Consider the following 6,946-nt stretch of genomic DNA (forward strand, 5'->3'; position numbering starts at 1 on the left):
CCGCACCTGCTCTGCCCGGTGGTCACCGACATGAAGGACGCCGCCAACGCGCTGCGCTGGAGCGTGGCCGAGATGGAGCGGCGCTACAAGCTGATGGCGGCCATGGGCGTGCGTAACCTGGCCGGCTTCAACCGCAAGGTCAAGGATGCCCAGGAGGCCGGTGAAATCATCCATGACCCGCTGTACCGCCGCGAAAGCATGGACGACGAGCCGCCGGCGCTGAAGACCCTGCCGACCATCGTGGTGGTGGTGGACGAATTCGCCGACATGATGATGATCGTCGGCAAGAAGGTCGAAGAGCTGATCGCCCGTATCGCGCAGAAGGCGCGGGCGGCGGGTATCCACCTGATCCTGGCGACCCAGCGCCCCTCGGTGGACGTGATCACCGGCCTGATCAAGGCCAACATCCCGACCCGCATGGCGTTCCAGGTGTCGAGCAAGATCGACTCGCGCACCATCATCGACCAGGGTGGCGCCGAGCAGTTGCTGGGCCACGGTGACATGCTGTACATGCCGCCGGGCACCAGCCTGCCGATCCGTGTGCACGGTGCGTTCGTGTCCGACGATGAGGTGCACCGCGTGGTGGAAGCGTGGAAGCAGCGCGGCGCCCCGGACTACAACGACGCTATCCTCAACGGCGTCGAAGAGGCCGGCAGCGGCTTTGAAGGCGGTGGCGGCGACAGCGATGATTCGGAAAGCGACGCCCTGTATGATGAGGCCGTGCAGTTTGTGCTGGAAAGCCGCCGCGCCTCCATTTCGGCCGTGCAGCGCAAGCTGAAGATCGGCTACAACCGCGCCGCCCGCATGATCGAAGCCATGGAAATGGCCGGCGTGGTTACCCCCATGAACAGCAACGGTTCGCGGGAAGTGATTGCCCCGGGCGGCCCGCGCGATTGATGTACACCTTGCCGGGCGCCAACGGTGGCGCCAGGCCTTTTCAATGCTCGATGAGGATTCCCATGCGCGCGATTCGCATGCTGTTGGTTTCTGCCCTGACCCTGGGCTCGGTTACTGCTTATGCCGGTGAGCAAGACGTACAACGCCTGACCCAGTTGCTGGAAAAGTCTCAAACCATCGAGGCCAACTTCTCTCAATTGACCCTGGGTGCCGATGGCACCAGCCTGCAGGAAACCTCGGGCAAGATGACGGTCAAGCGCCCGGGGCTGTTCTACTGGCACACCAATGCGCCGCAGGAGCAGGTAGTGGTGTCGGACGGCAAGAACGTCACCCTGTGGGACCCGGACCTGGAACAGGCCACCATCAAGAAGCTCGACCAGCGCCTGAACCAGACCCCGGCACTGCTGCTGTCCGGTGATGTGTCGAAAATCAGCCAGAGCTTCGACATCACCTCCAAGGAGCAGGGCGAAATGATGGACTTCACCCTCAAGCCCAAGACCAAGGACACCTTGTTCGACTCGCTGCGGGTGTCGTTCCGCAAAGGGTTGATCAACGACATGCAACTGGTCGACAGCGTCGGCCAACGCACCAATATCCTGTTCAACGGGGTGAAGGCCAACCAGCCGGTGCCCGCCAACCAGTTCACCTTCGTCGTTCCCAAAGGCGCGGATGTGATCAAGGAGTAAGCAGAGCTCGCCATGGACCTGTTTCGAAGCGAACCCGTCGCCCAGCCCCTGGCCGCCCGCCTGCGCCCGTCCAACCTGGACGAGTACGTCGGCCAGGAGCACCTGCTGGCGCGCGGCAAACCGCTGCGCGAGGCGCTGGAGCAGGGTGCGCTGCACTCGATGATCTTCTGGGGACCGCCAGGGGTGGGCAAGACCACCCTTGCGCGGCTGCTGGCGCAGTTTTGCGATGCTCATTTTGAAACCGTGTCGGCGGTGCTGGCCGGGGTCAAAGAGATCCGCCAGGCGGTCGAGGTGGCCAAGCAGCAGGCCGGCCAATACGGCCGCCGCACTATTCTGTTCGTCGATGAAGTGCACCGCTTCAACAAGTCGCAACAGGACGCCTTCCTGCCGTATGTGGAAGACGGCACGCTGCTGTTCATCGGCGCCACCACCGAAAACCCCTCGTTCGAGCTGAACAACGCCTTGTTGTCGCGGGCGCGGGTGTACGTGCTCAAGAGCCTGGACGAGGCCGCGCTGCGCAAGCTGGTCAACCGCGCGCTGACCGAGGAGCGCGGCCTGGGCAAGCACAACCTGCGGGTGGGTGACGAAGCTTTCAAGATGCTGATGGCCGCTGCCGATGGCGATGGCCGGCGCATGCTCAACTTCCTCGAGAACGCCTCGGACCTGGCCGAAGACGGCAGCGAGATAGATGTCGAGATGCTGCAGAGCCTGCTGGGCGACAGCCGTCGGCGCTTCGACAAGGGCGGCGAGGCGTTCTACGACCAGATATCAGCGCTGCACAAGTCGGTGCGCGGCTCCAACCCCGACGGCGCCTTGTATTGGTTTGCGCGCATGCTCGACGGCGGCTGCGACCCGCTGTACATCGCCCGCCGCGTGGTGCGCATGGCCAGCGAGGACATCGGCAACGCCGACCCGCGCGCGCTCAGCCTGTGCCTGGCTGCCTGGGACGTGCAAGAGCGCCTGGGCAGCCCCGAAGGCGAGCTGGCGGTGGCCCAGGCCATCACCTACATTGCCTGTGCACCGAAGAGCAACGCGGTGTACGTGGGCTTCAAGACCGCCCTGCGTGAAGCTGCGGAGCATGGGTCGCTGGAAGTGCCGCTGCACCTGCGCAACGCACCCACCAAGCTGATGAAGCAACTGGGCTATGGCGACGAATATCGCTATGCCCATGACGAGCCTGATGCCTATGCGGCCGGTGAAGACTACTTCCCCGATCAACTCGAGCCGCGCCAGTACTATCAGCCGGTGCCCCGTGGCCTGGAGCTGAAGATTGGCGAGAAGTTGCGCCACCTGGCCGAGCTTGACCGCAACAGCCCCCGCCAGCGGAGAAAACCGTGATTGCACTAGTTGCGGCCGTGAGTGCGGGCGGTATTGCCGGTACATTGCTGCGTTTCGCCACTACCAACTGGGTAGCTACTCACTGGCCACGGCACTTCTATCTCGGTACGCTGGCGGTCAACCTGGTCGGCTGCCTGCTGATCGGCCTGCTCTATGGCCTGTTCCTGCACAAGCCTATGGTGCCGGTCGAGCTGCGTGCCGGGCTGATCGTGGGCTTTCTGGGTGGCCTTACAACCTTTTCCTCCTTCTCGCTCGATACCGTGCGCCTGCTCGAAAGTGGGCAAGTGCCCCTGGCTTTGGGCTATACCGGTATCAGCGTGATGGGCGGCCTGCTCGCGACATGGGCCGGCCTGTCCCTGACCCGATTCTGAACCAACACCTACCTATAACGAGAGAACGATATGCTCGATTCCAAACTGTTACGCGGCCAACTTCAGGAAGTGGCGGACCGCCTGGCCTCCCGTGGCTTCAGCCTGGATGTCGCGCGCATCGAATCACTGGAAGAACGCCGCAAGGCGGTGCAGACCCGCACCGAGCAACTGCAGGCCGAGCGTAACGCCCGCTCCAAATCCATCGGCCAGGCCAAGGCCAAGGGCGAGGACATCGCGCCGCTGATGGCTGATGTCGAGCGCATGGCCAACGAGCTGGCCGCCGGCAAGACCGAGCTGGACGAGATTCAGGCGGAGCTGGACGGCATCCTGCTGACCATCCCCAACCTGCCGGACGCCAGCGTACCGGTTGGTGCCAGCGAAGATGACAACGTCGAAGTGCGCAAGTGGGGCACGCCGAAGGCCTTCGATTTCGAAATCAAGGACCACGTCGCCCTCGGCGAAATCAGCGGTGGCCTGGACTTCGAAGCCGCCGCCAAGCTGTCCGGCGCGCGCTTTGCCGTGCTGCGTGGCCCGATCGCCCGCCTGCACCGCGCCCTGGCGCAGTTCATGATCAACCTGCACACCGGCGAGCACGGCTACGAGGAGCATTACACCCCGTACCTGGTCCAGGCCCCGGCCCTGCAGGGTACCGGTCAGCTGCCGAAGTTCGAGGAAGACCTGTTCAAGATCACCCGCGAAGGTGAGGCTGACTTCTACCTGATCCCGACCGCCGAAGTGTCGCTGACCAACCTGGTGGCCGGTGAAATCCTCGACGCCAAGCAGCTGCCGCTGAAGCTCGTCGCGCACACCCCGTGCTTCCGCAGCGAAGCCGGTGCGTCGGGCCGTGACACCCGCGGCATGATCCGCCAGCACCAGTTCGACAAGGTGGAGATGGTGCAGGTGGTAGAGCCGTCCAAGTCGATGGAAGCGCTGGAAGGCCTGACCGCCAATGCCGAGCGCGTGCTGCAACTGCTGGAGCTGCCGTACCGGGTGCTGGCCCTGTGCACCGGCGACATGGGCTTTGGCGCGGTGAAAACCTACGACCTGGAAGTGTGGGTACCGAGCCAGGACAAATACCGCGAAATCAGCTCGTGCTCCAACTGCGGCGACTTCCAGGCGCGCCGCATGCAGGCGCGTTGGCGCAACCCGGAAACCGGCAAGCCAGAGCTGGTGCACACCCTCAACGGCTCCGGCCTGGCCGTAGGCCGTACCCTGGTCGCCGTGCTGGAAAACTACCAGCAGGCCGACGGTTCGATTCTGGTACCGGAAGTGCTGAAGCCATACATGGGCGGCGTCGAGGTCATCCGCTAAATGAATTACCTGCCGCTGTTCCACAAGCTGCAGGGCGGCCGTGTGCTGGTCGTCGGCGGCGGTGAAATCGCCTTGCGCAAGGCGCGGCTGCTGGCTGATGCCGGCAGCGTGCTGCGCGTGGTGGCGCCGGACGTCGACGGCCAGTTGGCCGCATTGGCCAGGGAAGGTGGCGGTGAGGTGCTGGTGCGTGGCTATCAGGCCGCCGACCTGGTCGGTTGCCGGCTGGTTATCGCGGCGACCGACGACCCTGGGCTGAACGCCCAGGTGTCGGCCGATGCCCAGGCTCTCAGCCTGCCGGTCAACGTGGTGGATGCACCGGCCCTGTGCACGGTTATTTTCCCCGCCATCGTCGACCGTTCACCGTTGGTGATTGCGGTTTCCAGTGGCGGCGACGCCCCGGTGCTGGCGCGCTTGATTCGCGCCAAACTGGAGGCGTGGGTTCCCTCTGCCTACGGTGAGCTGGCCGGGTTGGCAGCGCGCTTCCGGCACAAGGTCAAATCCTTGTACCCGGACGTCAACCAGCGCCGGGGCTTCTGGGAAACCGTGTTCCAGGGGCCGATTGCCGAGCGCCAGCTGGCCGGGCAGGGCGCCGAGGCCGAACGCCTGTTGCAGGCAATGGTCGACGGCGCGCCGGTGCAGCAGGGTGGCGAGGTGTATCTGGTGGGCGCGGGGCCGGGCGATCCGGACTTGTTGACCTTCCGTGCCTTGCGCCTCATGCAGCAGGCCGATGTGGTGCTGTACGACCGTTTGGTTGCGCCCGCGATCATCGAGATGTGCCGTCGCGATGCCGAGCGGATCTACGTAGGCAAACGCCGCGCCGACCACGCTGTGCCGCAGGACCAGATCAACCGCCTGCTGGTCGACCTGGCCCAGCAGGGCAAGCGTGTGCTGCGCCTGAAGGGTGGCGATCCGTTCATCTTTGGCCGCGGTGGCGAGGAGATCGAAGAGCTGGCCGAGCAGGGTATCCCGTTCCAGGTGGTGCCGGGGATTACTGCGGCTAGCGGCTGTTCCGCCTATGGCGGCATTCCGCTGACCCATCGCGACTATGCCCAGTCGGTACGTTTCGTCACTGGGCACCTGAAAGATGGCACCAGTAATTTGCCTTGGGATGACCTCGTGGCGCCGGCACAGACCTTGGTGTTCTACATGGGGCTGGTGGGTTTGCCGACGATTTGTGCCGAGTTGATTCGGCATGGGCGTGCGGCCAGTACTCCGGCGGCGTTGGTGCAGCAGGGGACTACACGTAATCAGCGGGTGTTCACTGGTACCTTGGCAGATTTGCCGGAGTTGGTGGCCCGGCATGAAGTGCATGCGCCGACCCTGGTGATTGTGGGGGAGGTGGTGCAACTGCGTGAAAAGCTGGCCTGGTTCGAAGGTTCGCAGAACAGCTGATATTGTTGGGGCTGCAAAGCAGCCCCCGACGATCTCAACCCTGCGAGATTCCCTTGCCCACCAACCGCGCCCGATCATGCGGTGCGTTGAAGTCTTGCAGCGGCCCCTTGGGCACGATCCCGTTCGGGTTGATGGTCTTGTGGCTCATGTAATAGTGCTTCTGGATATGCTCCATGTTCACCGTGCCCGCCACGCCCGGCCACTGGTAAAGCTCGCGCAGCCAGTTTGAAAGGTTGTGGTAATCGCTCAGGCGTCGCAGGTTGCACTTGAAATGCCCGTGGTACACGGCATCGAAGCGCACCAGCGTGGTAAACAGTCGCACATCGGCCTCGGTCAGGTACTCGCCCGCCAGGTATCGATTGCGGCCCAGCAAGTCTTCCAGGTAATCCAGTTCGTTGAATACCTGGTCAAACGCTGCCTCGTAGGCCTCCTGCGTGGTGGCGAAGCCTGCGCGGTACACGCCGTTGTTCACCGCAGGGTAGATTCGCTCGTTCAGCGCCTCGATGGTCGGGCGCAGCGGCTCGGGGTACAGGTCCAGGGTGTTGCCGGTCAGCTCGTTGAAGGCGCTGTTGAAGATGCGGATGATCTCGGCCGACTCGTTGTTGACGATTCGCTTCTCTTTCTTGTCCCACAGCACGGGCACGGTCACACGGCCAGTGTAGTGCGGGTCATCCTGGGTGTAGCGCTGGTGCATGTACTGCAGGGCGTCAAGGTGGTCGCCCGTCGAGCCTTGCTGCTGGTCGAAGGTCCAGCCATGGTCCTGCATCAGCCAGCTGACCACGGATACGTCGATCAACGGCTCCAGGCCCTTGAGTGCGCGGAAGATCAGGGTGCGGTGAGCCCATGGGCAGGCCAGCGACACATACAGGTGATAACGGCCCGCCTCGGGAGCGGGGAGCGAATTGCGGCGCTGGGCGTTTTCGCGTTTGAACGTGCCGTCCTTGCCGTTTT

At 63.9% G+C, this 6,946-nt stretch carries 6 protein-coding genes and 1 pseudogene; 6 read left to right on the forward strand and 1 reads right to left on the reverse strand.

Translation table 11 applies throughout. The features are described from left to right. The 6 genes and pseudogenes from ftsK to cysG all read left to right on the forward strand — a co-directional run. Positions 1 to 897, forward strand: a pseudogene (ftsK, locus tag HP547_RS19350) (DNA translocase FtsK); the annotation flags it as partial. A gap of 62 nt (positions 898 to 959) precedes the next feature. Further along, entirely contained in the window at positions 960 to 1,583 is a 624-nt protein-coding gene (gene lolA, locus HP547_RS19355; protein WP_172287108.1) for an outer membrane lipoprotein chaperone LolA, read from the forward strand. Positions 1,584 to 1,595: 12 nt separating this feature from the next. Beyond that, the gene (locus HP547_RS19360; RefSeq protein WP_172218720.1) at positions 1,596 to 2,921 is read left to right on the forward strand and encodes a replication-associated recombination protein A; all 1,326 of its coding nucleotides are present in this window, start codon (positions 1,596 to 1,598) and stop codon (positions 2,919 to 2,921) included. Then, positions 2,918 to 3,292 (forward strand): fluoride efflux transporter CrcB, encoded by a 375-nt coding sequence (gene crcB, locus HP547_RS19365; RefSeq protein WP_172287109.1) that lies wholly within the window; start codon positions 2,918 to 2,920, stop codon positions 3,290 to 3,292. The genes HP547_RS19360 and crcB overlap by 4 nt, the downstream gene beginning before the upstream one ends. A gap of 30 nt (positions 3,293 to 3,322) precedes the next feature. Further along, complete coding sequence (gene serS, locus HP547_RS19370) at positions 3,323 to 4,603, forward strand: serine--tRNA ligase (RefSeq protein ID WP_172218716.1); 1,281 nt, start codon at positions 3,323 to 3,325, stop codon at positions 4,601 to 4,603. After that, positions 4,604 to 5,995 carry a siroheme synthase CysG gene (gene cysG / locus HP547_RS19375; protein ID WP_172218706.1) on the forward strand — a complete coding sequence of 464 codons (1,392 nt, stop codon included), beginning with the start codon at positions 4,604 to 4,606 and terminating at the stop codon, positions 5,993 to 5,995. It begins immediately after the preceding gene. A gap of 34 nt (positions 5,996 to 6,029) precedes the next feature. Here cysG and HP547_RS19380 read toward each other — a convergent pair. After that, a partial coding sequence (locus tag HP547_RS19380; RefSeq protein ID WP_172287110.1) for a glutathione S-transferase family protein occupies positions 6,030 to 6,946 on the reverse strand: 917 nt, incomplete at its 5' end.

This window comes from Pseudomonas sp. CM27, assembly GCF_013179515.1.
Lineage (GTDB): Bacteria > Pseudomonadota > Gammaproteobacteria > Pseudomonadales > Pseudomonadaceae > Aquipseudomonas.